At 65.8% G+C, this 21,859-nt stretch carries 26 protein-coding genes; 12 read left to right on the plus strand and 14 right to left on the minus strand.

Features of this window, described 5'->3' with window-relative positions:
* The first annotated feature begins 12 nt into the window (after positions 1–12).
* The 3 genes from FFS62_RS06455 to FFS62_RS06465 all read left to right on the plus strand — a co-directional run bounded on the left by FFS62_RS06455 (position 13) and on the right by FFS62_RS06465 (position 5,107).
* Positions 13–1,035 carry an efflux RND transporter periplasmic adaptor subunit gene (locus FFS62_RS06455; protein WP_137971955.1) on the plus strand — a complete coding sequence of 341 codons (1,023 nt, stop codon included), beginning with the start codon at positions 13–15 and terminating at the stop codon, positions 1,033–1,035.
* Positions 1,032–4,100 carry an efflux RND transporter permease subunit gene (locus tag FFS62_RS06460; protein WP_137971956.1) on the plus strand — a complete coding sequence of 1,023 codons (3,069 nt, stop codon included), beginning with the start codon at positions 1,032–1,034 and terminating at the stop codon, positions 4,098–4,100. The genes FFS62_RS06455 and FFS62_RS06460 overlap by 4 nt, the downstream gene beginning before the upstream one ends.
* 83 nt (positions 4,101–4,183) lie before the next feature.
* Positions 4,184–5,107 (plus strand): hypothetical protein, encoded by a 924-nt coding sequence (locus tag FFS62_RS06465; RefSeq protein ID WP_137971957.1) that lies wholly within the window; start codon positions 4,184–4,186, stop codon positions 5,105–5,107.
* On the opposite strand, the gene FFS62_RS06470 is transcribed toward FFS62_RS06465, so the two are convergent.
* A complete protein-coding gene (locus FFS62_RS06470) occupies positions 5,104–6,426 on the minus strand; it encodes a heavy metal sensor histidine kinase (RefSeq protein WP_137971958.1) in 1,323 nt (440 codons plus the stop codon). The two genes, FFS62_RS06465 and FFS62_RS06470, sit on opposite strands and share 4 nt — an antisense overlap.
* Complete coding sequence (locus FFS62_RS06475; RefSeq protein WP_137971959.1) at positions 6,426–7,103, minus strand: heavy metal response regulator transcription factor; 678 nt, start codon at positions 7,101–7,103, stop codon at positions 6,426–6,428. Before FFS62_RS06475 ends, FFS62_RS06470 begins: the two co-directional genes overlap by 1 nt.
* Before the next feature lie 158 nt (positions 7,104–7,261).
* On the opposite strand from FFS62_RS06475, the gene FFS62_RS06480 reads away from it, so the two are divergent.
* From FFS62_RS06480 to queF, 4 genes are all read left to right on the plus strand, one after another.
* Positions 7,262–7,786, plus strand: a complete 525-nt coding sequence (locus FFS62_RS06480; protein ID WP_137971960.1) for a plastocyanin/azurin family copper-binding protein — start codon at positions 7,262–7,264, stop codon at positions 7,784–7,786.
* The gene (locus tag FFS62_RS06485) at positions 7,783–9,495 is read left to right on the plus strand and encodes a copper resistance system multicopper oxidase (RefSeq protein WP_137971961.1); all 1,713 of its coding nucleotides are present in this window, start codon (positions 7,783–7,785) and stop codon (positions 9,493–9,495) included. The genes FFS62_RS06480 and FFS62_RS06485 overlap by 4 nt, the downstream gene beginning before the upstream one ends.
* The gene (locus FFS62_RS06490) at positions 9,482–10,186 is read left to right on the plus strand and encodes a copper resistance protein B (RefSeq protein WP_137971962.1); all 705 of its coding nucleotides are present in this window, start codon (positions 9,482–9,484) and stop codon (positions 10,184–10,186) included. The genes FFS62_RS06485 and FFS62_RS06490 overlap by 14 nt, the downstream gene beginning before the upstream one ends.
* A gap of 155 nt (positions 10,187–10,341) precedes the next feature.
* Complete coding sequence (gene queF / locus FFS62_RS06495; protein WP_137972245.1) at positions 10,342–11,172, plus strand: NADPH-dependent 7-cyano-7-deazaguanine reductase QueF; 831 nt, start codon at positions 10,342–10,344, stop codon at positions 11,170–11,172.
* A 42-nt stretch (positions 11,173–11,214) separates the two neighbouring features.
* On the opposite strand, the gene FFS62_RS06500 is transcribed toward queF, so the two are convergent.
* The 3 genes from FFS62_RS06500 to FFS62_RS06510 all read right to left on the minus strand — a co-directional run bounded on the left by FFS62_RS06500 (position 11,215) and on the right by FFS62_RS06510 (position 12,721).
* Positions 11,215–11,478 carry a DUF4404 family protein gene (locus tag FFS62_RS06500; RefSeq protein WP_137971963.1) on the minus strand — a complete coding sequence of 88 codons (264 nt, stop codon included), beginning with the start codon at positions 11,476–11,478 and terminating at the stop codon, positions 11,215–11,217.
* Positions 11,479–11,598: 120 nt separating this feature from the next.
* Complete coding sequence (locus FFS62_RS06505; protein ID WP_137971964.1) at positions 11,599–12,249, minus strand: HAD family phosphatase; 651 nt, start codon at positions 12,247–12,249, stop codon at positions 11,599–11,601.
* A 64-nt stretch (positions 12,250–12,313) separates the two neighbouring features.
* The gene (locus FFS62_RS06510; protein ID WP_137971965.1) at positions 12,314–12,721 is read right to left on the minus strand and encodes a thioesterase family protein; all 408 of its coding nucleotides are present in this window, start codon (positions 12,719–12,721) and stop codon (positions 12,314–12,316) included.
* Between the two features lie 117 nt (positions 12,722–12,838).
* Here FFS62_RS06510 and FFS62_RS06515 point away from each other — a divergent pair, with 117 nt between their 5' ends.
* The gene (locus FFS62_RS06515) at positions 12,839–13,534 is read left to right on the plus strand and encodes a VacJ family lipoprotein (RefSeq protein ID WP_137971966.1); all 696 of its coding nucleotides are present in this window, start codon (positions 12,839–12,841) and stop codon (positions 13,532–13,534) included.
* Between the two features lie 62 nt (positions 13,535–13,596).
* Here the strand turns inward: FFS62_RS06515 and FFS62_RS06520 are convergent, their stop codons facing one another.
* Positions 13,597–13,896 carry a PilZ domain-containing protein gene (locus FFS62_RS06520; protein ID WP_137971967.1) on the minus strand — a complete coding sequence of 100 codons (300 nt, stop codon included), beginning with the start codon at positions 13,894–13,896 and terminating at the stop codon, positions 13,597–13,599.
* 215 nt (positions 13,897–14,111) lie between these two features.
* Here FFS62_RS06520 and rssB point away from each other — a divergent pair, with 215 nt between their 5' ends.
* Together rssB and rssC are read left to right on the plus strand one after the other, a co-directional pair.
* Entirely contained in the window at positions 14,112–15,296 is a 1,185-nt protein-coding gene (rssB, locus tag FFS62_RS06525) for a two-component system response regulator RssB (protein ID WP_137971968.1), read from the plus strand.
* Positions 15,293–15,787, plus strand: coding sequence for an anti-sigma factor antagonist RssC (gene rssC, locus FFS62_RS06530; protein WP_137971969.1), 495 nt, complete (start codon positions 15,293–15,295; stop codon positions 15,785–15,787). The genes rssB and rssC overlap by 4 nt, the downstream gene beginning before the upstream one ends.
* A 67-nt stretch (positions 15,788–15,854) precedes the next feature.
* Here rssC and tal read toward each other — a convergent pair whose 3' ends face one another.
* Complete coding sequence (gene tal / locus FFS62_RS06535) at positions 15,855–16,778, minus strand: transaldolase (RefSeq protein ID WP_137971970.1); 924 nt, start codon at positions 16,776–16,778, stop codon at positions 15,855–15,857.
* 75 nt (positions 16,779–16,853) lie between these two features.
* Entirely contained in the window at positions 16,854–17,864 is a 1,011-nt protein-coding gene (dusA, locus tag FFS62_RS06540) for a tRNA dihydrouridine(20/20a) synthase DusA (RefSeq protein WP_137971971.1), read from the minus strand.
* A 100-nt stretch (positions 17,865–17,964) separates the two neighbouring features.
* On the opposite strand from dusA, the gene FFS62_RS06545 reads away from it, so the two are divergent.
* Positions 17,965–19,101, plus strand: coding sequence for a site-specific integrase (locus FFS62_RS06545; RefSeq protein ID WP_137972246.1), 1,137 nt, complete (start codon positions 17,965–17,967; stop codon positions 19,099–19,101).
* Between the two features lie 10 nt (positions 19,102–19,111).
* Here FFS62_RS06545 and FFS62_RS06550 read toward each other — a convergent pair whose 3' ends face one another.
* From FFS62_RS06550 to FFS62_RS06565, 5 genes are all read right to left on the minus strand, one after another.
* The gene (locus FFS62_RS06550) at positions 19,112–19,393 is read right to left on the minus strand and encodes a pyocin activator PrtN family protein (RefSeq protein WP_137971972.1); all 282 of its coding nucleotides are present in this window, start codon (positions 19,391–19,393) and stop codon (positions 19,112–19,114) included.
* Between the two features lie 118 nt (positions 19,394–19,511).
* Positions 19,512–19,853, minus strand: a complete 342-nt coding sequence (locus FFS62_RS06555) for a hypothetical protein (RefSeq protein ID WP_137971973.1) — start codon at positions 19,851–19,853, stop codon at positions 19,512–19,514.
* On the minus strand, positions 19,846–20,607 hold the full coding sequence (locus tag FFS62_RS06560) for a hypothetical protein (RefSeq protein ID WP_137971974.1): 762 nt from the start codon (positions 20,605–20,607) through the stop codon (positions 19,846–19,848). The genes FFS62_RS06555 and FFS62_RS06560 overlap by 8 nt, the downstream gene beginning before the upstream one ends.
* Entirely contained in the window at positions 20,604–20,732 is a 129-nt protein-coding gene (locus FFS62_RS23390; RefSeq protein WP_256662122.1) for a hypothetical protein, read from the minus strand. The genes FFS62_RS06560 and FFS62_RS23390 overlap by 4 nt, the downstream gene beginning before the upstream one ends.
* A complete protein-coding gene (locus FFS62_RS06565; protein WP_137971975.1) occupies positions 20,729–20,947 on the minus strand; it encodes a hypothetical protein in 219 nt (72 codons plus the stop codon). The genes FFS62_RS23390 and FFS62_RS06565 overlap by 4 nt, the downstream gene beginning before the upstream one ends.
* 241 nt (positions 20,948–21,188) lie before the next feature.
* Here FFS62_RS06565 and FFS62_RS06570 point away from each other — a divergent pair, with 241 nt between their 5' ends.
* The gene (locus FFS62_RS06570) at positions 21,189–21,452 is read left to right on the plus strand and encodes a hypothetical protein (RefSeq protein WP_137971976.1); all 264 of its coding nucleotides are present in this window, start codon (positions 21,189–21,191) and stop codon (positions 21,450–21,452) included.
* Here the strand turns inward: FFS62_RS06570 and FFS62_RS06575 are convergent.
* Complete coding sequence (locus FFS62_RS06575) at positions 21,449–21,826, minus strand: hypothetical protein (RefSeq protein WP_137971977.1); 378 nt, start codon at positions 21,824–21,826, stop codon at positions 21,449–21,451. The genes FFS62_RS06570 and FFS62_RS06575 overlap by 4 nt on opposite strands.
* Positions 21,827–21,859 lie beyond the last annotated feature (33 nt).

Raw genomic sequence — 21,859 nt, forward strand, 5'->3', positions numbered from 1 at the left:
GAGGCAAGTGGGATGATTGTCCGTCGCATGCTGTGGCCCCTGATGTTGGGCCTGCTCGGCAGTGGCCTGGTGCTGGCCGAGCAGAAGCCTCTGGTGGAAGTGGCGCAGCCCGAGCGCACCCTGGTGCGCGATGAGCTGATCACCTTCGGCTCGCTGCGTTCGGACGAGTCGACCATGATCCGCCCGGAAGTCGAGGGGCGCGTCGCCACCCTGCATTTTCAGGAGGGCCAGGCGGTGAAGGCCGGCGACCTGCTGGTCGGTCTCGACGATGCCATCGCCCGCGCCGAACTGGCCCAGGCCCGCGCCAATCTCGATCTCGCCGAAAAAAGCTTCGCCCGCGCGCAGATGCTGTTCAAGCGCGGCGCCAGCAATGCCCAGGCCCTCGACGAGGCGAGCTCCCAGCAGCAGGCCGCCCGCGCCAGCCTGGCGCTATCCCAGGCGCGCCTGGACAAGACGCAGATCCGCGCACCCTACGACGGCGTGCTCGGCCTGCGCCTAGTCAGCGTCGGCGACTACCTCAGCCCCGGTGACGACATCGTCAACCTGGAAGTGCTCGACCCGCTCAAGCTGGATTTTCGTGTGCCGCAGAAGGCCGTCAGCCAGGTACGGGTCGGCCAGGCCGTCGAGCTGTCGCTGGATACCTACGGCGGCGAGCGTTTCCAGGGCAGTATCATTGCCCTCAACCCGCGCCTGGACGAGATCGGCCGCAGCCAGGCGATCCGCGCCCAGGTGGCCAACGGCGATCACCGGCTCAAGCCTGGCCAGTTCGTCAAGGTCTCGGTGATCCTCGCCGAGCGGCCGCAGGCGCTGGTGATCCCGGAAGAGGCGGTCATGCCCATGGGCCAGCTGCTGTTCGTCAACCTGGTGGTGGACGGCAAGATCGAGCGCCGGCAGATCCGCATCGGCCAGCGCCTGCGCGGCCGCGCCGAGGTGGTGGAGGGGCTGCAGGGCGACGAGACGATCATCAGCGCCGGCTGGCACAAGGTCAGCCCCGGGCACGAGGTGCGCACCGTCCAGCGTGGGGACGGCGCATGACTCTCTCCGACATCTGCATCCGCCGGCCGGTGTTCGCCACCGTGCTGTCGCTGATCATCGTGCTGCTCGGCCTGCTGGCCTACCAGCGCCTGGCGGTGCGCGAGTACCCGAACATCGACGTGCCGATCGTCACGGTCAACGTCATCTATCCCGGCGCCAGCCCGGAGATCATGGAGTCCCAGGTCGCCCAGCCGATCGAGGACGTGCTGTCCGGCATCGAGGGTCTGGACTTCGTCAGCTCCATCAGCCGTTCGGAAAATACCCAGATCACCGCGCAATTCCGCCTCGGCAGCAATTCCGACGAGGCCGCCAACGACGTGCGCGATCGCCTGGGCCGGGTGCGCAGCCTGTTGCCGGACGAGATCGACGAGCCGATGGTGCAGAAGGTCGAGGCCGACGCCCAGCCGGTGGTGTGGCTGGCCTTCTATAGCGAACGCTTCTCCGCCATGGAGATCACCGACGTGCTCGAGCGCGTGGTGCAGGATCGCCTGCAGACCATCCCCGGCGTGTCCGAGGTGCAGATCCGCGGTGCGCGCAGCTATGCCATGCGCATCTGGCTCGATCCGGAGAAGCTGGCCGCCCATGATCTCACCGTGCAGGACGTGGAGGACGCCCTTCGCCGGCAGAACGTGGAGATCCCGGCTGGGCGCATCGAGTCGGTGCAGCGCGAGTTCAGCGTGCTGTCGGAGACCGACCTGAAGACCCCGGACGAATTCAACCGGCTGATCCTCGACGACTCGCGCGGCTATCTGCTGCGCCTGTCCGACGTCGGCCATGCCGAGATCGGCGCCGCCGACGAGCGCACCGTGGTACGCTTCAAGGGCCGCCCGGCGGTGGCGGTGGGCATGGTCAAGCAGGCCACGGCCAACCCGCTGGAGATATCCGACGGCCTCAATCAGGCGCTGCCGGAGCTGCGCGAGCTGCTCCCCGAAGGCATGGAAATGGCGGTGGCCAACGACAACTCGCTGTTCATCCGCGAGTCGATCAAGAACGTCTACGCCACCATCTGGGAAGCGGTGGTGCTGGTGGTGCTGATCATCTTCCTGTTCCTGCGCTCGCTGCGCGCCACCCTGATTCCGCTGGTGACCATCCCGGTGTCGCTGATCGGCGCCTGCGCGCTGATGGCGCTGATGGGCTTCACGGTCAACACCCTGACCCTGCTGGCCATGGTCCTGGCCATCGGCCTGGTGGTGGACGATGCCATCGTGGTGCTGGAGAACATCCACCGGCACATCGAGCAGGGCATGAGCCCCATGCGGGCGGCCTTTGTCGGCAGCCGCGAGATCGCCTTCGCGGTGATCGCCATGACCCTGACCCTGGCCGCGGTGTACGCGCCGATCGGCTTCATGCAGGGCACCTCGGGCAAGCTGTTCACCGAGTTCGCCTGGACCCTGGCCGGCGCCGTGCTGGTGTCCGGCTTCGTCGCTCTGACCCTGTCGCCGATGATGTGCGGCCACCTGCTCAAGGCCCATGTGCCACAGCAGAAGCACAGCCGCTTGTACAACCTGATCGAGGGCTTCCTCAACGGCCTGACCTACAACTATCGCCACCTGCTGGAGCGGGTGCTGCGCGCCTGGTGGCTGGTGGTGGCGCTGCTGCTGGGCATCCTGATTCTCTGCGCCTGGCTGTTCGGCAGCCTGCGCAGCGAACTGGCGCCGACCGAGGACACCGGCACCATAGTCGGTTCGATCAACGGTCCGGATGGCGCCACCGTCGGCTACACCAGCCGCTACGCCAAGCAGCTGGAGGCGGCCTATGCCTCGATCCCGGAGGCCAACCGCTACATGGTCATCGTTGGCTTCCCCACCGTGGCCCAGGGCCTGTCGTTCATGAAGCTGGAGGACTGGGACAAGCGCGAGCGCAGCCAATTCGAGATCCGCGACGAGCTGCTGCCCAAGCTGCAGGACATTCCCGGCGTACGCGCCTTCCCGATCAACCGCCCGCCGCTGGGGCAGAGCGCGCGCAACCAGCCGGTGAACTTCGTCATTCGCTCCTCGCTGGAATACGCCGAACTGCAACAGTACGTCGACGAGCTGCTGGCCGAGGTGCGCGGCTATCCGGGGCTGGAGAGCCTGGACACCGACCTCAAGCTCAACACGCCGCAGCTCAAGGTCACGGTCAACCGTGAGCAGGCGGTGGCGGTGGGCACCGACGTGGCCACCATCGGCCGCAGCATGGAGAGCCTGTTCGGCAGCCGCCAGGTGACCCGCTTCAAGCAGAACGGCGAGCAGTACGACGTGCTGGTGCAGCTGCAGGATGTCGACCGCAGCAACCCCGACGATCTCAATCGGGTCTACGTACGCGGGCGGGGCGACAACATGGTGCAGCTCTCCAACCTGATCGAGGTGCGCGAGACGGTGGCGCCGCGCGAGCTCAACCACTTCAACCAACTGCGCGCCGTCACGGTCACTGCCAACGTCGGTTCTGGCTACACCCTGGGCGAGGCGCTGGACCACCTGGAGGAGAAGGCGCGGGGCATCTTCCCGCCCGACACCCAGTTCGACTACACCGGCACCTCGCGCGACTTCAAGGACTCCAGCAGTGGCGTGGCGCTGATCTTCGTGCTGGCCCTGGTGTTCATCTTCCTGGTGCTGGCGGCGCAGTTCGAGAGCTTCTTCGACCCGCTGATCATCCTGCTCAGCGTGCCGCTGTCGATGGCCGGTGCGCTGCTGGCGCTCAAGCTGTTTGGCGGCACCCTGAACATCTACTCGCAGGTGGGCCTGGTGACGCTGATCGGGCTGATCACCAAGCACGGCATCCTCATCGTCGAGTTCGCCAACCACCTGCTGCGCGAGGGCCGCGAACTGGGCGAGGCGGTGCTGGAGGCCGCGGTGCAGCGCCTGCGGCCGATCCTGATGACCACCGGCGCCATGGTCCTCGGCTCGCTGCCGCTGGCCATCGCCACGGGGGCCGGCGCCGAAAGCCGCCAGCAGATCGGCATGGTCATAGTCGGCGGCCTACTGGTGGGCACCTTCTTCACCCTGTTCGTGGTGCCGACGCTGTACAGCCTGCTGCGCCGCTGGCGGCCGATCCAGGCCGAGGAGGGCGCGGTCGGCGCCGCCTGAGTACCGCCGGTCACGCCGGTTTGCGCCCTGCTCGGGTGCAGCTATGCCTAGAAGTAGGCATCGCCCGCAGGGAGGCACCGACCATGACGCCGCGCTCGCTTCGTCCATTTCTCGCCGCTGGGCTGTTCGCCCTGCACGGCTGCACCCTCGACCGCTCTGCCATCGCCGGCATGCCCGGCGCGGTGCTCAGCGCCGAGCCCAGCCTGGCCTGCCCCGGTGACACCGTGGTGATCGCCTGGGACACCCGACGGCCACACCATCCGGGCTTCTGTCGCTTCGCCAACGGCAATACGCCGGCGCTGCAGAGCTGCACTGTGAGCTCCGAGTGCGGTGGAGGCGGGGCGATCTGCCTGGACGGCTTCTGCAACGACTGCCGGGCCATCGCCGACGAGCGCCGCCGGCTCACCGAGTGCGCGGCGCCGAGCAACCAGGGCTGCCAGCCCAGCCTGAGCGCGCGCATCCAGGTCACGCCCGAGCCCGACCCACCGCTGGCGGACGCCACCGGCATCTTCCAGCACGAGGGCGAGCGCAGCTTCGTGATCCAGCAGACCAGCACCATCGCCTTCCGCAGCGAAGTGATAGACACCGACGGCGAGCGGGCCGGGGTGGCCGGCTCCATCGGCCGCATCGACCTGGACCGCCAGGTGACGGTGGTCAACCCCGACCTGAGCCGTACCCTGGCCAATGCCTATGAGTGCCAGGGCCGGCCCAGCTGGCCGGGCATGCGCCTGGAGGAGTTGTTCGCCGGCGCCTCTCCGACCCTGCGCCTGCTGGATATCCGCAACCCCAACCGCTTCACCGTGGTCGGCAACGTCAACGGCAGTCCGCTGCGCCTGGGGCCCGGGGAGAACATCAGCCTCAGTCTGCCGCTAAGCGGGCCGGTGCAGGGGCAGCCCGATCCGGACTTCCTGCGCACTCTGCCGCCAGTGATCTGCACCGCCACCCACAGCAGTGGCAGTTACCCCAGCGCGCCGTTGCAGCTGACGGTGGGCTGCGTGGCCGACTAGCGCGGCAGCTCGATGATGAAGCGCGTCCAGCCGCTCGCTGACTCGCAGTGCAGTTTGCCGCCATGGGCCTGGACGATGGAACGGGCGATGGCCAGGCCCAGGCCGGCGTGCTCGGCGCCACCCTCGCGGCGGGCCGGGTCGGCGCGGTAGAAGCGGTCGAACAGGCGCTCGCGCAGATCAAAGGGGATTTCCGCGCCCTGGTTGGCCACCTCGGTTCGCGTCGGCGTCGCGCTCAGGCGCAGCTCGCCGCCGGCCGGGGTGAAGCGCAGGGCGTTGTCGATCAGGTTGGACAGGGCCTGGCGCAGCAGCAGGCGGTCGGCCGTGAGACTGCCGGTCGCCTCGATCTGGATACTTACGCCGGCCTCCTCGGCCAGCGGCGCGAAGTAGTCGGCCAGCGCCGCCAGCTCGCTTTCCAGCTGCAGCGGCTCAAGCCGGGTCTGCAGCAGGCCGTTATCGGCCTTGGCCAGCAGGAGCATGTCGCCGACCATCTGCGCCAGGTGCTGCAATTCCTCCAGGTTGGAGTGCAGGGCCTCGCGGTACTCCTCCAGCTCGCGCGGCTGGCCGAGGATGACCTGGGTCTGGGTTAGCAGGTTGGACAACGGCGTGCGCAGCTCGTGGGCGATGTCGGCGGAGAAGGCCGAGAGCCGCGCGAAGGCGTCTTCCAGGCGCGCCAGCATGGCGTTGAAGGCCTCGCCCAGCTCGCTCAGTTCGCTGGGAATGCCCTCCAGTGGCAGGCGAGCGGTCAGCGACTGCGCCGAGACCTGGCGCGCCACATCGGTCATCTGCCGCAGCGGGCGCAGACCGCGGCGGGCGACCCAGGCGCCGAGCAGGGCGGTGGCCAGGGCCGAGAGGCCGACGCAAAACCAGATCAGGCGCTGCATCCGGGCCAGGAAGTGCTGGTGGTGGGTGATGTCCAGCAGCAGGCTGAGGCGCAGACCGCCCTCCAGCCGCTCCTCGATCACGCGAAAATCGGTGCCCTGGTGCTGCCAGCGGCCGATCTGTGCGTCGCCTTGCGGCAGATGGGCGAGCAGTGGCTGGCTGGTGAACCACTGCTGGCCGTCCGCGCCCTGGATGCGCAGGGCCAGCTCGGGGTGACGCTGCAGCTCCTGCTCCAGCTGTGGTCGGCGCGCGGCCAGGCTCTCGCTATCGGTCACACCCTGCAGCAGCTCGGCGAACACCGCCAGCTTGCCCTGCAGCTGCTGCTGATCCAGCTCGACGAAGTGCGCCTCGCTGGCGCGGGTGAACAAGGCGCCGGCGACCAGCGCCACGGCGGCGGCGCAGGCGGCGAACAGCAGGGCTAAGCGGTTGGCGAGGGACATCAGGTGCGTGCCTCCAGCACATAGCCCATGCCGCGCACCGTATGGATCAGCGGCGCGGAGAAGCCCTCGTCGACCTTGGCGCGCAGGCGGCGGATGGCCACCTCGATGACGTTGGTGTCGCTGTCGAAATTCATGTCCCACACCTGCGAGGCGATCAGCGACTTGGGCAGCACCTCGCCCTGGCGGCGTAGCAGCAGTTCCAGCAGAGCGAACTCCTTGGCGGTCAGCTCGATGCGTTTGCCGGCGCGCTCCGCGCGGCGGCGCAGCAGGTCGAGGGACAGGTCGGCCAGCTGCAGCTGATGTTCCTGCGGCGCGCCGTTGCCGCGCCGCAGCAGGCTGCGGACCCGCGCCAGCAGTTCGGTGAAGGCGAAGGGCTTGACCAGGTAGTCGTCGGCGCCGGCTTCCAGGCCGCGCACCCGGTCTTCCACGGCGTCCCGGGCGGTCAGAAATAGCACCGGCACGCCGAGGCCTGCCGCACGCACGCCGGCCAGGATCTGCCAGCCGTCGCGACCGGGCAGCATCACGTCGAGGATCAGCAGGTCGAAGTCGCCGGAGAGCGCCAGGTGCTCGCCGCTCAGGCCATCCTGGGCCAGTTCCACGGTGAAGCCGGCCTCGGCCAGGCCCTGGCGCAGGTATTGGCCGGTCTTGGGTTCGTCTTCGACAATCAGCAGTTTCATGTGGGGCTCACAGCTGGGGACTCGCGGCATCGACAGTCGGCTTTATACGTCAGGACAGGGGTGGGCGTGGCCAAGCTGACAAAGATGTAATCTTCGCGTCAGCTTAGCGCCAGCGGCGGCCCTCTAGAGTGGCGACACCACCACGAGGGAGTTTGACCATGTCCGCACGCTTGTTCCTGCCGCTGCTCTGTGCCTTCAGCCTGCCGGCCCTGGCCGACGCAGGCCACTTCGCCTTCGGTCAGCCGGCCGACGCGGCCAAGGCCGGCCGCACCGTCGAGATCATCCTTGGCGACATGTATTACGAACCAGCCTCGGTGCAGGTCAAGGCTGGCGAGACGGTGCGCTTCGTACTGAAGAACCAGGGCAGCCTGCTCCACGAGTTCAGCCTGGGCGATGCCGCCATGCACGCCGAGCACCAGAAGCACATGCTGATGATGCAGCAGATGGGCATGATCGGTGAGAACGGCATCCAGGCCATGGATCACTCGAAGATGGGCCAGGACATGGCCGGCATGGACCACGGCAAGATGGCCCATGACGACCCCAACACCGTGATGATCCCCGCCGGCAAGAGCGCCGAGCTGACCTGGACCTTCAAGCAGGCCACCGGTCTGGAGTTCGCCTGCAACCTGCCGGGTCACTACCAGGCTGGCATGGCTGGCAAGCTGGACGTGCAGCCGTGAGGCGCCTGCTGCTGTGCGCGCTGCTCGGTCTGAGCCTGGGCGCCCAGGCCGGGCGCTACGAGCTGGTGATCGACGAGGGCGAGGTGCGCTTCAGTGACGGCAGCCGCCCGGCGCTGACCATCAACGGCCAGAGCCCGGCGCCGGAGCTGCGCTTCAAGGAAGGCGAGGAAGTCGAGATCGCCGTCACCAACAAACTGGATCGCATGACCGCGCTGCACTGGCACGGGATCATCCTGCCCTATACCCAGGACGGCGTACCGGGCATCAGCTTCCCCGGCATCGCGCCGGGCAAGACCTTCACCTACCGCTTCACCCTCAACCAGTCCGGCACCTACTGGTACCACGCCCATGCCGACTTCCAGGAGCAGGAGGGCCTGTACGGCCCGCTGATCATCGAGCCCAAGGGGCGCGAGCCGTATCGCTACGACCGCGAGTACACGGTGCTGCTGTTCGACTGGCAGGACGAGAAGCCCGAGCGCACCCTGGCCAACCTGAAGAAGCAGGCCGACTACTACAACGACCAGCAGCAGACGGTGGGCGACTTCTTCCGCGATGTGGCCCGCGACGGCCTGGGAGCCACGGTCAGGGACCGCTGGGACTGGGGCAACATGCGCATGGCCAAGACCGATATCGCCGATGTCGGCGGCTTCCGCTTCCTGGTCAACGGCCGTGACGCCGAGCAGAACTGGACCGCGCTGTTCAAGCCGGGGGAGCGGGTGCGCCTGCGCATCATCAACGGCTCGGGCATGAGCTATTTCGACCTGCGCATTCCCGGCGTGCCGCTGACCGTGGTGCAGGCCGACGGCAACGACGTGCAGCCGGTGGTGGTCGACCAGCTGCGCATGGCGGTGGCCGAGACCTACGACGTGATCGTCCAGCCCAAGGAAGACAAGGCCTACGCCCTGGTCGCCGAATCCATGGACCGCCGTGGCCAGGCCCTGGCCACCCTGGCGCCGCGTGCAGGTATGCGCGCCGAGGCGCCGCCGCTGCGGGCGCCGCGCCTGCTGAGCATGGCCGACATGGGCATGAGCCACGACATGGCAGGCATGGACCACGGCGCGATGGCGGGGATGGACCATTCGGCCATGAAGGGCATGGATCACTCGCAGATGGCGGGTATGGATCATTCCTCGATGGCCGGTATGGATCATTCGGCCATGGCACCTGCCGGCAACCCGGACTATGCGGCCGGCAGTGGCATAGCCCCCGAGCCGGTGGATGGCGGACGCGTGCTGGTCTACGGCGACCTCAAGGCCATGCGTCCGGCCTCCGGCTACCGCGCACCGGATCGCACCATCGAGATGAAGCTGACCGGCAACATGGAGCGCTACTTCTGGTCGTTCGACGGCGTGAAGTACTCCGAGGCCGAGCCGATCCGCCTCAAGTACGGCGAGCGGGTGCGCTTCCGCTTCGTCAACCAGACCATGATGAACCACCCCATGCACCTGCATGGCATGTGGATGCAGCTGGACAAGGGCAACGGCCGCTTCAACCCGCTCAAGCACGTGGTCAACGTCGCGCCCGGGCAGAGCCTGGAAGTGGATGTGCCGGTGGATGCAATGGGCGAGTGGGCCTTTCACTGCCACCTGATCTACCACATGGCCAGCGGCATGTTCCGCAAGATCGTGGTGGAGCAGGCAGATGGCAGCGCCCAGCCGTTCTACAACGAGCAGCCGGCTGCCAAGGAGAGCGAACATGCGCACCACTAACATCGTCCTCGGTCTGCTATTCGCCACTCCGGCGCTGGCCATGGAACAGCATATGGACGCCATGCCGGTGGCCAAGCTGGCCGTCGATCACCTGGAGCAACGCTTCGACGGCGACGACCAGGCCCTGGCCTGGGAGCTGGAGGCCACCTACGGCAACGACCTGCACAAGGCGGTGCTGAAAAGTAGCGGTGAACGCGCCGACGGCGGGCCGACCGACTCCAGCGAGACCCAGCTGCTGTATCGGCGCATGGCCTCCGAGTTCTTCGACTGGCAGGCCGGTCTGCGCCACGACGACCAGCCGGGGCCGGCGCGCAGCTATGCGGTGCTCGGCCTCAAGGGCCTGGCGCCGCAGTGGATCGAGCTGGACGCCAACCTGTTTCTCAGCGAGCGCGGCGACGCCTCGCTGCGCGTCGAGGCCGAGTACGAGCTGTTGCTGACCCAGCGTTGGGCCTTGGAGCCCAAGCTGGAGTACGACCTGGCGCTGGACGATGACCGCGACCTGGGCATCGGCGCCGGCGGCAGCACCCTGGAGGCCGGGCTGCGCCTGCACTACCGGGTCAGTCCGCAGTTCTCGCCTTATGCCGGCTATGTCTGGGAGAAGACCTATGGCCGCTCGGGTGACTGGTTGCGCGCCGATGGCGAGCACGACGAGGAGGGCGCCTGGGTGCTGGGCCTGAAGTTCTGGCTGTGAGCCGACTCTCCACTAAGGGAGAGGGCCAAGTAGCCCGGATGCAATCCGGGAGCGGAGTTGCCTGCCTCCCGGATTGCATCCGGGCTACGGGGGACGAGAGGGCGGCGAGCATGGGGTACAATGCCCGCCGTTTTTCCGCTTTCCAGGCCGCCCTTATGCAGCACCCCGCCGAACACTCGCCGCTGGGCAAGTCCAGCGAATACGTTTCCCAGTACGCTCCCGAGCTGCTGTTCCCCATCTCCCGCACCACCAAGTGGGCCGAACTGGGGCTGACGGCCAGCACCTTGCCCTACCAAGGCGTGGACTTCTGGAACTGCTACGAGCTGTCCTGGCTGACCCCTTCCGGCAAGCCGGTGGTGGCCATCGGCGAGTTCGCCATTCCGGCCGATTCGCCGAACATCATCGAGTCCAAGTCGTTCAAGCTCTACCTCAACTCGCTTAACCAGACCGCCTACGCCGACCGCGCCGAGGTCGAGGCGGTGCTGGCGCGCGACCTGTCGGCCTGCGCCAGCGCGCCGGTAGTGGTGCGCGTGCGCGGCCTGGACGAGGTGGCCGCCGAGGGCATGGCCGTGCTGGCGGGGCGCTGCGTCGACGATCTGGAAGTCAGTGTCAGCGACTATGCCCATCCGCGCCCGGAGCTGCTGCGTTGCGACGTCGATGAGGCGGTGGAGGAAACCCTGTACAGCCATCTGCTCAAGTCCAACTGCCCGGTCACCGGTCAGCCGGACTGGGGCACCCTGGTGGTCGAGTACAGTGGCCCGCGTCTGGATGCGGCCAGCCTGCTGGCCTACGTGGTGAGCTTTCGCCAGCATCAGGACTTCCACGAGCAGTGCGTGGAGCGGGTGTTCCTCGACCTGCAGCGCCTGCTCAAGCCGGCGAAGCTGACCGTCCATGCCCGCTATGTGCGCCGCGGCGGGCTGGATATCAACCCCTACCGCAGCACCGGGCCGGTCAGCCCGGACAATCGCCGACTGGTTCGCCAGTAACGAAAAAGCCCGCGTAATGCGGGCTTTTTTCATTCTGCGGGGCTAGATGCCCATATTGGCCAGGCTCTGCAGGATATTGCGCAGGGTGCCGGTGAGGGTCGGGTGCTGGCTCTCGAAGCGCTCCACCGCCAGGTTGACGCCGTCCACCAGGGTGGCGTCGGGGTCGCTGGCCAGTTCCTGGGCCAGTTTCAGGTCGATCTCCTGCATCAGTTCGAGCAGCGCGGCGCGGTCATCCGCGTCCAGCGGGCCCTCGATGGCAAGTTCCTCGCGCAGTTGCTGGAAGTGTTGCTGCAGGCGTACGGACATGGTCGTCTCCTTCTTGGCTACCGCAGAGTTGACCCGAGCAGGGCGCCCGGGTTCGCTCCCTCTAGCTGAAGGTTAATCCAGGCCGCCGCGCCCTGCCTGATCCAGGGCAAGTTTTGGGTGTCAGGGTTTTTCGCCCTTGCTGCGGCGCACGGCCAGGTCGCGCAGGCAGGCCGGCAGCTCGCCGGGGTGGTCGATCACCGAATGGGCTCCAAGGCGATAGAGCTCCAGGGTGGCCTGGGCACGCAGCTTCTCGCGCTCGATGGCGGACAGCGCCTGCCAGTCGCCCAGGGCCAGGCCGCACAGCGAGCCGCAGGTGGCCAGGCCGATGCACCACAGCCCGGCGTTCAGCCCGGCCTGCAACAGGCGCGGCTCGCTGGCGATCAGCACGCAGCCGTCCAGGCGTTCCACCCGCAGCTGGCCGAGCGCCTGCCAGATGGCGTCCGGCGCCGGCCAGGGGCGCGCATTGCCGGTATCGGCGACGGGTATCGTCGGGGGCAGGGCGCCGGCCAGCTGGCGAGTCACCTCGGCGGGCAGCTCGTCCAGCCAGGCATGCGCCACGCGTTGGTTGTGCAGGCGCTGCAGCAGCTCGGTCACGCCCGGCAAGGCTTCCGCGCGCTCGGCGGCGCTGGCTAGCAGGGCGGGCAGCAGTCCGGGATCCTGTGGGTCGGCGATGCCGCTGTGTTGCAGGGCGATCGGTAGGGTACGGGCGCCGTGGTCGACCAGGCAGCCGGTCAGGCCGAAGAGCAGGGCGGTGAACTGTGGCTCAGGCATGGAGACTCGCTTCCCTACGGATTCGGGGCAGGGTAGCGAGCGCCTGTGACGTTCCGGTGACGGCTTATGCGCCCATTACCTGGCGTACGTCGTCCGGCACGGCGACCGAGGTATTGCTGCCGTGGTCGATCCACACCAGCTTGCAGTAGCCCTCGCCATAGCAGGTGTGCGGGTCTTCCAGGGTGCTCAGGCGGTGTTCCACCACCAGGCTGCTGCGCCCCACGGCGCCGGCGTACAGCTCGACCACCAGGGTGGCCGGGTGCACCACCGGTTTCAGGTAGGTGTGCAGGGTCTGCAGCACCACCGGGCCCTGCGGGGCGTGGTCGATGTCGATGCCGACGCTGGCGAACCAATCCACCCGTGCTTCCTGGACGTATTCCAGGTAGACGGTGTTGTTGACGTGGCCGTAGTTGTCCATGTCGCCCCAGCGCACGGGGATATGAGCGGTATGGAGGAGGCGTTTATCCGACATGCTGGAGTCCGCTATGCTGCTGCCATACGAGGCGGCGATGTTTATACTGCGCGGCCTAAACGAATTCTCGGTCGGCCGCGGGGCCGCCACACTACTGATGCGATGAGGAGACTGCAAATGCGAATGATCGAGTGGCTCGATCGCCTTAGCCGCCTGTGCGCTTGCGCCGCGCTGGCCGTACTGCCGCTGGCGGCGCAGGCCGCGGAGGAGGATCCCTGGGAAGGCTTCAATCGCCCGATCTTCCGTTTCAACGATACTCTCGACACCTATGCGCTGAAGCCCGTCGCCAAGGGCTATCAGGCGGTGACCCCGCAGTTCTTCGAGGACGGCGTGCACAACGTGTTCCGCAATATCGGCGACGTCGGCAACCTGGCCAACGACCTGCTGCAGGGCAAGGTGCATGACGCCGGTGTCGATGGCAGCCGCCTGATCTTCAACACCACCTTCGGCCTGCTCGGCTTCTTCGACGTGGCCAGCGAGATGGGCCTGCAACGCAACGACGAGGACTTCGGCCAGACCCTCGGCGCCTGGGGCCTGGGCAGCGGCCCGTACCTGGTGCTGCCGCTGCTCGGCCCGAGCACCGTGCGTGACGCCGGCGCCAAGATCCCGGACGGCTACCTCGGCCCGTACCCCTACATCGACCACGTGCCGACCCGCAACGTCACCCGTGCGGTCAATGTGATCGACACCCGTGCCAGCCTGCTGTCGGCGGAGAAGATGGTCACCGGCGACAAGTACATCTTCATCCGCAACGCCTACCTGCAGAACCGCGAGTTCCGCGTCAAGGACGGCGAGGTGGTGGACGACTTCTGAGTCGCCTCACGCCATGAAAAAAGGCGGCCCCTGGGCCGCCTTTTTCGTTTCCGTCACCGGACTCAGCTCATCGACAGGATGGCCAACCCGATGGAGGTTCGACCGTTTTCCAGTGGAATGATGCGCACCACTTCGGTCTGGGCCTCCAGGCCCTTGAGTTCGCTGTGATCGGAAGGAATGTGGACTTTCACCTGGTCACCCATGGCGACCTGGCAGTCGGCCTCTACCTGCATGCCGGTGCTGGACAGGTCGAGGCATTGGGCCGGAATTTCTTTGCCGGCGTGGTGAAGGATGACCGGGGTTTCCAGTCGCATGCGGATGAAGTCACGTTTCTCGCTGTAGGCACGATCGTTCTGGCTCATGGACCCTATCCTCTTGTTGTAAAGGCGCTCCCCGAGGGTCTTATAACCCCCGTCGATTTGAGGTGTAAAGGCACCCGGCGACAATCGGCAGGCTGCTTGAATCGCCTGGCGGATGGGAGTACCGTCTGCGCCTTGAATCGTCCGAGTACAGGTGTTTTGCCTGGTTCCGGACGCCAAATTCAATTTCTCTCCGGCGTCGTTTGCCTGGATGGCCCATGCATAAACCCAGCGCCAAGCTGCTGATTATCGATGATGACGAGGTGGTGCGAGCGAGTCTCGCGGCCTACCTCGACGACAGCGGTTTCCAGGTCCTGCAGGCCGGAAACGGGCTGCAAGGGCTGGAAGTGTTCGAGCGCGAACAGCCCGACGTGATCATCTGCGACCTGCGCATGCCGCAGATCGACGGCCTCGAGCTGATTCGCCGGATCAATGTGATCAACAGCGAAGTTCCGGTCATCGTGGTGTCCGGTGCCGGGGTGATGAGCGATGCGGTCGAGGCCCTGCGCCTGGGCGCCGCCGATTACCTGATCAAGCCGCTGGAAGACCTGGCCGTACTCGAGCATTCGATTCGCCGCGCCCTGGACCGCTCTCAGCTGCGCCTGGAGAACCAGCGCTACCGCGAGAAGCTGGAAGCCGCCAACCGCGAGCTGCAGGCCAGTCTGCACCTGCTGCAGGAAGACCAGAACGCCGGGCGCCAGGTGCAGATGAACATGCTGCCGGTGACGCCCTGGCAGGTGGATGGCCTGGAGTTCTCCCACCAGATCATCCCGTCGCTGTATCTGTCTGGCGATTTTGTCGACTACTTCCGGGTGGACGAGCGCCGCGTCGCCTTCTATCTGGCCGATGTCTCCGGCCACGGCGCATCCTCGGCCTTCGTCACCGTGCTGCTCAAGTTCATGACCACGCGCCTGCTCTACGAGTGGCGGCGCAATGGCATCCTCCCCGAGTTCAAGCCCTCCGATGTGCTGGGGCATATCAACCGCGGCCTGATCAATTGCAAGCTGGGCAAGCACGTGACCATGCTCGGCGGCGTGATCGACGAGGAAAGCGGCACGCTGACCTACAGCATTGGCGGCCATTTGCCCCTGCCGGTGTTGTACAGCGAAGGCCAGGCGAGCTACCTGGAAGGCCGCGGCCTGCCGGTGGGGTTGTTCGAGGAAGCCACCTACAGCGATCTGGTCATGCAGCTGCCGCAGTCCTTCAGTCTGAGTCTGATGTCCGACGGTATTCTGGACCTTTTGCCCGGCGACACGCTCAAAGACAAGGAAGCCGCGCTGCCCAGACTGATCAGCGAGGCTGGAGGCACTCTCGACGGGTTGCGCCAGGTGTTCGGGCTGGCCAATCTGCGTGATATGCCGGATGATATTGCCTTGCTGGTGTTGAGCAGGAACCTTGCATGAATCCTGGGAATAGCCCCGGTAGGATCCAGTTCGCCGAGCAGGACGGTACCTTCGTCCTGAAGTTTGTCGGTGAAGTCCGCCTGACCTTGTGTTCGGCGCTGGATGCAACGATCGAGAAAATCTTCACGGCGTTGAATTTTTCGGCGATCGTCATTGATCTGACGGAAACCCGCAGTATCGATAGCACCACCCTTGGCCTGCTGGCCAAGCTCTCCATCCTGTCCCGGCAAAAGATCGGCCTGCTGCCCACCGTGGTCACTACCCACGAGGACATCACGCGCCTGCTGCAGTCGATGGGCTTCGATCAGGTGTTCAATATCGTCGACCGCCCGATTCCGTGCCCGGAGTGCCTGAGCGACCTGCCTTCGCAGGACCAGTCGGAAGAGGTGGTGAAGGCCAAGGTGCTGGAAGCGCACCGTATCCTCATGGGGCTCAACGACTCCAACCGCGAGGCCTTCCATGATCTGGTGAATGCGCTGGAACGCAGCTGAGCATTCACTGAGGCATAAAAAAGGGCGATATCCGCAGGGAGATCGCCCTTTTTCGTTGTCGCCCGGATCAGCGCCGCGCGGAGAGCAGTGCTTCCAGCTTTTCCTGATCGCGGGCGAACAGGCGGATGCCCTCGGCCAGCTTCTCGGTGGCCATGGCGTCTTCGTTCATGGCCCAGCGGAAGCCCTTCTCGTCCAGCGGCTGGCGTGCCTCGCCGGAACCTGCGGTGAGGATGCGCGGCAGCTCGCCCTGGTCGTCGGCCAGCTGCTGCAGCAGCTCCGGACTGATGGTCAGGCGGTCGCAGCCGGCCAACTGCTCGATCTGCCCCAGGTTGCGGAAGCTGGCGCCCATCACCACGGTCGGATAGCCGTTGGCCTTGTAGTACTGGTAGATGCGCGAGACGGACTTCACGCCCGGGTCCTCGGCGCCGACGAAGTCGCGGCCCTCGGCCTTCTTGTACCAGTCGTAGATGCGGCCGACGAAGGGCGAGATGAGGAACACGCCGGCATCGGCGCAGGCCACGGCCTGGGCGAAGGAGAACAGCAGGGTCAGGTTGGTCTGGATGCCGGCCTTTTCCAGTTGTTCCGCGGCGCGGATGCCTTCCCAGGTCGAAGCGATCTTGATCAGCACGCGCTCGCGACCGACGCCGGCCTGGTCATACAGGCCGATGATGCGCTCGGCGCGGCGCAGGGTGGCCTGGGTGTCGAAGGACAGGCGCGCGTCCACCTCGGTGGAGATGCGCCCCGGAATCACCTTGAGGATCTCCTGGCCGACAGCCACGCCGAAGCGATCGCAGGCCAGGCCAAGATCGCCGGCGCAACCGCCGACCGCCTGGTCCAGCAGCTCGGTGTAGCGGGGCAGGGCGGCGGCCTTGAGCAATAGCGAAGGGTTGGTGGTGGCATCGACCGGTTTGAGGCGGCTGATGGCGTCGAGGTCGCCGGTGTCGGCGACCACGGTGGTGAACTGCTTGAGTTGGTCCAGCTTGGAGGTCATGACGAGGCCCTGTCGTTACATGACCTCGACCTTACCCGAGCCGAGCGGGCCGCTTCAACGTCTGGCGCGGGCTTTTCAGTGGCCGATGAGCAGTTCTATGGACTGGTCGAGCAGGGCCAGCGGATCCTGGGTCTTGTGCACGTCCACCGATAGCAGCTGGCGGAAGCGCCGGGCACCGGCAAAGCCTTGCGCCAGGCCCAGCACATGGCGGGTGATGTGATGCATGGCGCCGCCCTCGGCGATGTGCCGCTCGATGTAGGGGCGCATGCGGGTCAGGGCCTCGGCGCGGCTGATCACCGGCTTGTCCTGGCCGAACAGCAGCTGGTCGACCTGGGCCAGCAGGTAGGGGTTGTGATAGGCCTCGCGGCCCAGCATCACGCCGTCGAAGGTCTGCAGATGCTGTTGGCACTCTTCGAGCGTCTTGATGCCGCCGTTGAGGATGATCTCCAGTTCCGGGAAGTCCCGTTTGAGCTGCGCGGCCACCTCGTAGCGCAGCGGAGGTACCTCGCGATTCTCCTTGGGCGACAGGCCTTCGAGGATGGCGATGCGTGCATGCACGGTGAAGCTGGTGCAGCCGGCGTCACGCACCGTGCCGACGAAGTCGCAGAGTTCGGCATAGCTGTCGCGGCCGTTGATGCCGATGCGATGCTTGACCGTGACCGGAATCTGCACCTGGTCCTGCATGGCCTTGACGCAGTCGGCCACCAGCTGCGGATGGCCCATCAGGCAGGCGCCGATCATGTTGTTCTGCACCCGGTCGCTGGGGCAGCCGACGTTCAGGTTGACCTCGTCGTAGCCATGCTCCTCGGCCATGCGTGCGCAGGCCGCTAGGTCGGCCGGATTGCTGCCGCCCAGTTGAAGGGCCAGCGGATGCTCGCAGTCGTCGTAGCGCAGGAAGCGCGCGGCATCGTTGTGCAGCAGGGCTCCGGTGGTGACCATCTCGGTATACAGCAGGGCCTGGCTGGAGAACTGACGCAGAAAGTAACGACAGTGACGATCCGTCCAGTCCATCATCGGGGCCACGGAGAAGCGGCGGGACACCGTATGTCGCGTGGTTGCTGGTGTTGATGCTGATTCTATGGGCATTGCGGTACTTCTGATTTACCGCCGTTTTCCACCGTTTCCGCTTGTTTTCATCGTGTCGCTGGTACATCGTACCAACCCCGATAACTCATGTACCAAATCGATGGCGACAATCAGGAAGCGGAAACGCAAGGACGGCTCGTTCGGCTATACGGCGCAGATCCGGATCATGCGCGATGGGGCGCAAGTCTATCAGGAAAGCCAGACATTCGACCGGCAGCAGGCGGCCAAGGCCTGGGCCACTCGGCGGGAGGCTGAGCTGGCAGAGCCAGGCGCCATCGCCAGAGCCAACCGCCAGGGCGAGCTGCTCGCCGACATCATCGATCGTTACTTGGACGAGTACGAACGCATCCGGCCGCTGGGCAAGACCAAGCGGCAATGCCTAGAAGCCATCGGCAAGACCTGGCTCGGCCAGGTGGCCGACCGCGACCTCACCAGCCAGAAGCTGGTGGAGTTTGCCCAATGGCGCATGGGGTCGGAAGGCGGCGGCATCCAGCCGCAGACGGTTGGCAACGACCTGGCCCACCTGGGCGCGGTGCTTTCAGTGGCCCGGCCGGCCTGGGGCTACGAGATTGACCCGCATGCCGTTGGCGACGCACGCAAGGTGCTACGCAAGCTCGGTGCCGTCAGCCGCAGCAAAGAGCGCGACCGGCGGCCGGAGGCCGGGGAACTCGACAGGCTGCTCGAGCACTTCTTCGACATGCTCAAGTGGAAGCCGACGGCCATCCACATGCCCAAGGTCATGGCGTTCGCCATCTTCTCGACCCGTCGCCAGGAAGAGATCACCCGCATTCGCTGGGATGACCTCGACACTGCAGGCCAGCGGGTGCTGGTGCGGGACATGAAGAACCCCGGCCAGAAGATCGGCAACGACGTGTGGTGCCACCTGCCGGACGAGGCCATGCGGATCATCGAATCGATGCCGCGGACCTGTCCGGAGATTTTCCCGTACAACGGTGATTCCATCGGCACGGCCTGGCGGAAGGCGTGCAAGTTCCTCGGGATCGAGGATCTTCACTTTCACGACCTGCGGCACGACGGGGTGAGCCGGTTATTCGAGATGGAGTTGGATATTCCGCGCGTGGCCAGCGTGTCGGGCCACCGGGATTGGAACTCGCTGCGGCGCTATACGCACCTGCGAGGGAGAGGGGACCCCTATGCGGGGTGGAGTTGGCTGGAGCGGATCGTCTCGGCGCCCGTCGATCTGGGCGCGCGGATAGAGAGGAAGGGGGAGATGTAGCACCTCCCCATCAGCTGGCGCGCTTGATGTGCCGGCCGTGCAGCTTGTCGTTTTCGGCCTTGGCGCGCAGATGCTGGTTGTCCAGGTACGTGGCCAGGTCGGTCAGCGCCACGCCCTTGGCGGACTTCTGGCTGCCCTCCATGCGCACGATCGGCAGATCGATGGCGCCGGCCAGCACCTTCTGCTGGAACTTCTCGGGGGTCAGGTGGCTGAAGTAGTCCGCGCAGACGCGCTCCAGCGGGATGATGGCAGCGCCGTTGTACTGGGCCATCAGCAGGAAAGTGGTGTTCATGGCTTCGCCTCCACGCCGAGTGAGCCGGCGCGTTGATGGGTTAGATTGGATCAGTTCGGGCGGCAGCGTGAGCAGCTGCAGGGGTAGGGCTGGCGGGTGTCGCGGCAGAAGATCGGCGTCACGGCTTGGGTCTCGCGATGATCTGCAGCTCTTCCGGGCTAAGGCCTAGGGCCTTGGCCTTCTCCAGCACGCTCTCGAACTGAATGCGGCTTTGCTCGGCGGCCTGGTCTGCCTTGGTTGCCTTGACGATCACCACGGGTGCGCACCAGTGGCCGTTGATGTGCGTTGCCTTGAACGAGGTGACAGAAGCATCGGAGCCTTGGACGCCCTGTTTCTTGGCCATCCGCAGCGCGGTTGATTTTGTCTCGCAGACCAGTATCGGCACTTCATGGCCGCGGCCTTCGGTCAGGTCCGTGTTCTGCCAGACGACCCAGACCTCTTTCTCTTTGTTCTCAGTCATGGCTGGTCTCCCCGCTCTGCTTGTCGTGGGCGGCGCGCACCGCCATGACCAGAGCCGTGGCGTTATCCAGGGTTGAATCCTCGCTGAAGGCGCGCAGTGCCTCGTCAACCGGCTCGGACTCGGCCATTGCCTGACAATCAAGCCACTCAATGGCTCGGTCTACGGCATCCACCGGCCCGCCCGCGTCCGGCTGCGGGGTCGGGGCGGTGTAGAGCTTGGTTCCCACGGGCCAGCGCTCTCCGCTAGGCTGTTTGCGCAAGTTGAATATGCAGTCACTGCCGAACTCTGCCACCGGCTTCTGCTCTGCCTGCTGCGCCTTGAGCGCCGCGAGTTCTTCACGCAGCCCGCCAATCTCCTTCTCCTGCTCAACCAGGCGGGCGAACAACGACGGATGCTCCACCTGCTGCCCTTGCGCTGGCGCGGCGGCGAGCAGCTTGCGCAGCACCAGACTTTGAGCCGAATGCGTCGTCAGCTCATGAGCTGGCCAACCGCAAATCGAGAACAGGCCGAGCCGTTGCGAGTCGGACAGGTCACGGAAGAACCAGAGCCGGATGGATTCGATCTTCTCCGGCACTACCGGCGCAGGATGCGGGGCGCGGGCTTGCCAGACGAACCATGCCGTTACCGTTGTTTGGTCCTTATATCGACCACGCTCGTCTTTCCGCATCGACATGCATTCTTTGAATCGCGCCTCGAACGCCTCCCGCTCCCCCGCAAACCGCTTGCACTCGTCAGCGTTGTGGTCGTTGCTCATGACATGCTCCAGATCAGTAGGCCCAGCAGCAGGGCAATGGATATCAGCGGCCAGAACGGGCCGGCGTAGCGTTCGAGCTCGGCGCGTTCTTCGCTGTCGAGCTGTTGGCGCGGGTCGTAGGTCACGGCATCACCCTCCATAGGTCTCCGTCGGTCCAGGCCGCCCAGGTGGCGTACTTGGCACGTCCCTCCAGGTCCACCAGCTCGACGCCGGCGCCGGGGATCTCCAGCACCACCTCGAATAGGTGATTGGTCGGGATGTGCTTGGCGGTCCTGGGCTTGGGTTTGCTGCACTGCGCGTTGATCCGCTTCACGGCTGCGCTTTCGGTCATGCCGCTCATGCTGATATCTCCATGTCGGCGTCGTGCCACCCAGCAAGCCAGAGGCAGTGCTGGCGCATGTCGTGCAGTCCGTGAGGGCAGGCGAGCCGGCTTGCGCCAGACAGGCGCGCAGCGTGGCCCGCCCGATAGATCGGGTGATCCTCGGGTTCGAGTTGCATGTTGTTCATCGCTCCGGGTGGCGTGGCGAATGGGGGTGGGGTAGGTTCAAGCGAAACGGCAATCGGCCGGATCAGGAGGCTTGATGACTTGCGCGACTAATTGGCTTCAGGTGGCAGCTGCGGTGGCCGCCCTGGTTTCTGCAGTTCTATGGCTCGTCTCGGCCTTGGTGAAGACCAAGCAAGATGATCGACCCGACAATTCCGGGTTGTCCGGCGGGCTCGTTCTCGGTGACGGTAACGGCAATGACATTCTCGCAACGCTGAAAAGCCAAGCCCGCTGGAACACTGCTGCAGCTGGAACAGCCTCTCTGGCGGCGGCCCTGCAGGCGCTGTCCATGCTCTGCTAGATCAGCTCATTCAGCGTCGACCGCTGGCACATGGTCCAGGGCACCTGGATCTTGTGGTCTGACACCTTGCAGTGCCAGGCCTGCTGGTACATCTGCCCGCCGATGAACTCGACGCCCTCGATGATGAAGGCGAGGGTGGCCATCCCTTCAAGGCGAACGTCCCAGAGCGGTGGAAGATCCTGCGGCTCCTGGTGCTGATGCACGCTCCTGGGCAGCGAGGCGCTGTGCAGGTAGGCCGTCAGGCTTTCTCGGCCGAGAGGGCCGAACTGATCTTTCCGGATATGGATGTCAGCGCTTATTCGGGGGAGCTTGTGCAGAACCTTCCAGTCTCGCCTGACGCCGCGCTCATAGATGGGGATGATCTCGAAATGCATGGCTGCAGAAATACTGTATGTGCAACCAGTATT

Origin of the sequence: Pseudomonas sp. F(2018), assembly GCF_005508865.1 — a bacterium.
Lineage (GTDB): Bacteria > Pseudomonadota > Gammaproteobacteria > Pseudomonadales > Pseudomonadaceae > Aquipseudomonas.

Coding starts and splice junctions, on each gene's coding strand:
- FFS62_RS06480 (WP_137971960.1), top strand. CDS start 7,262: ATGTCCGCACGCTTGTTCCTGCCGCTGCTCTGTGCCTTCAGCCTGCCG.
- FFS62_RS06510 (WP_137971965.1), bottom strand. CDS start 12,721: ATGTCGGATAAACGCCTCCTCCATACCGCTCATATCCCCGTGCGCTGG.
- queF (WP_137972245.1), top strand. CDS start 10,342: ATGCAGCACCCCGCCGAACACTCGCCGCTGGGCAAGTCCAGCGAATAC.
- FFS62_RS06565 (WP_137971975.1), bottom strand. CDS start 20,947: ATGAGCGGCATGACCGAAAGCGCAGCCGTGAAGCGGATCAACGCGCAG.
- dusA (WP_137971971.1), bottom strand. CDS start 17,864: ATGCCCATAGAATCAGCATCAACACCAGCAACCACGCGACATACGGTG.
- FFS62_RS06505 (WP_137971964.1), bottom strand. CDS start 12,249: ATGCCTGAGCCACAGTTCACCGCCCTGCTCTTCGGCCTGACCGGCTGC.
- FFS62_RS06555 (WP_137971973.1), bottom strand. CDS start 19,853: ATGACTGAGAACAAAGAGAAAGAGGTCTGGGTCGTCTGGCAGAACACG.
- tal (WP_137971970.1), bottom strand. CDS start 16,778: ATGACCTCCAAGCTGGACCAACTCAAGCAGTTCACCACCGTGGTCGCC.
- rssC (WP_137971969.1), top strand. CDS start 15,293: ATGAATCCTGGGAATAGCCCCGGTAGGATCCAGTTCGCCGAGCAGGAC.
- FFS62_RS06465 (WP_137971957.1), top strand. CDS start 4,184: ATGACGCCGCGCTCGCTTCGTCCATTTCTCGCCGCTGGGCTGTTCGCC.
- FFS62_RS06520 (WP_137971967.1), bottom strand. CDS start 13,896: ATGAGCCAGAACGATCGTGCCTACAGCGAGAAACGTGACTTCATCCGC.
- rssB (WP_137971968.1), top strand. CDS start 14,112: ATGCATAAACCCAGCGCCAAGCTGCTGATTATCGATGATGACGAGGTG.
- FFS62_RS06470 (WP_137971958.1), bottom strand. CDS start 6,426: ATGTCCCTCGCCAACCGCTTAGCCCTGCTGTTCGCCGCCTGCGCCGCC.
- FFS62_RS06475 (WP_137971959.1), bottom strand. CDS start 7,103: ATGAAACTGCTGATTGTCGAAGACGAACCCAAGACCGGCCAATACCTG.
- FFS62_RS06560 (WP_137971974.1), bottom strand. CDS start 20,607: ATGAGCAACGACCACAACGCTGACGAGTGCAAGCGGTTTGCGGGGGAG.
- FFS62_RS06575 (WP_137971977.1), bottom strand. CDS start 21,826: ATGCATTTCGAGATCATCCCCATCTATGAGCGCGGCGTCAGGCGAGAC.
- FFS62_RS06545 (WP_137972246.1), top strand. CDS start 17,965: ATGGCGACAATCAGGAAGCGGAAACGCAAGGACGGCTCGTTCGGCTAT.
- FFS62_RS06455 (WP_137971955.1), top strand. CDS start 13: ATGATTGTCCGTCGCATGCTGTGGCCCCTGATGTTGGGCCTGCTCGGC.
- FFS62_RS06570 (WP_137971976.1), top strand. CDS start 21,189: ATGACTTGCGCGACTAATTGGCTTCAGGTGGCAGCTGCGGTGGCCGCC.
- FFS62_RS06550 (WP_137971972.1), bottom strand. CDS start 19,393: ATGAACACCACTTTCCTGCTGATGGCCCAGTACAACGGCGCTGCCATC.
- FFS62_RS06500 (WP_137971963.1), bottom strand. CDS start 11,478: ATGTCCGTACGCCTGCAGCAACACTTCCAGCAACTGCGCGAGGAACTT.
- FFS62_RS06490 (WP_137971962.1), top strand. CDS start 9,482: ATGCGCACCACTAACATCGTCCTCGGTCTGCTATTCGCCACTCCGGCG.
- FFS62_RS06515 (WP_137971966.1), top strand. CDS start 12,839: ATGCGAATGATCGAGTGGCTCGATCGCCTTAGCCGCCTGTGCGCTTGC.
- FFS62_RS06460 (WP_137971956.1), top strand. CDS start 1,032: ATGACTCTCTCCGACATCTGCATCCGCCGGCCGGTGTTCGCCACCGTG.